The organism is Vibrio sp. 1078-1 (assembly GCF_033340475.1).
The window spans coordinates 1-579 of sequence record NZ_JAWOWM010000650.1; the positions used below are offsets into that span (position 1 = coordinate 1).

General features: G+C 43.2%; 1 protein-coding gene. It reads right to left on the minus strand.

Annotated features, from left to right (window positions below):
• A partial coding sequence (locus R7190_RS29300) for a methyltransferase domain-containing protein (RefSeq protein ID WP_318138129.1) occupies nucleotides 1-351 on the minus strand: 351 nt, incomplete at its 3' end.
• Nucleotides 352-579 lie beyond the last annotated feature (228 nt).

The following is a 579-nucleotide window of genomic DNA, read 5'->3' on the forward strand; positions in this document are numbered from 1 at the left end:
GGCTAAAAATGCGCGCTCATAAATCACATCAAACGCTCGGGAAAATTCCGTGCTAAATACATCCCCCAACATCACTTTATCTTGATATTGACCAAGCTGAGATTTCGCAAGATTGACGGCTTCTTCGCTGTAATCCATTGCGATAACGTCATGCCCGGACTCTACAAAATGCGACACCTCATAAGCTGCGCCGCAGCCAGGGATAAACACCGAGTGAGCCTTGTCAGCAATGCGTTTTAAGTAGTGCTTCAGCTCGTTTGGCGTTTGGTTACGATCCCAAGGCATCGTGCCGTTAAAAAACAGCGCATCCCAAAATTGTTCATTGATGATTGGTAAATCTTTGCTTTTCATCGTTCTTGTTCTCGCTCACATGCACACATTCAACAAAAGCATGCACTCAAAACAGAAAGGGATACACGATGAATCTCGGTATCCCTTTTTCTTTTATAGCCTAGCGTTAAATACCTAGTGTTGATGTTTAACGTTGTTAATGACGTGACTGTTCTTATTATTCATCTAACTGCGCAAATCATTGATCAAGGGCTGATCCGCATCGTTTGCAACAAACTGAACATTGCC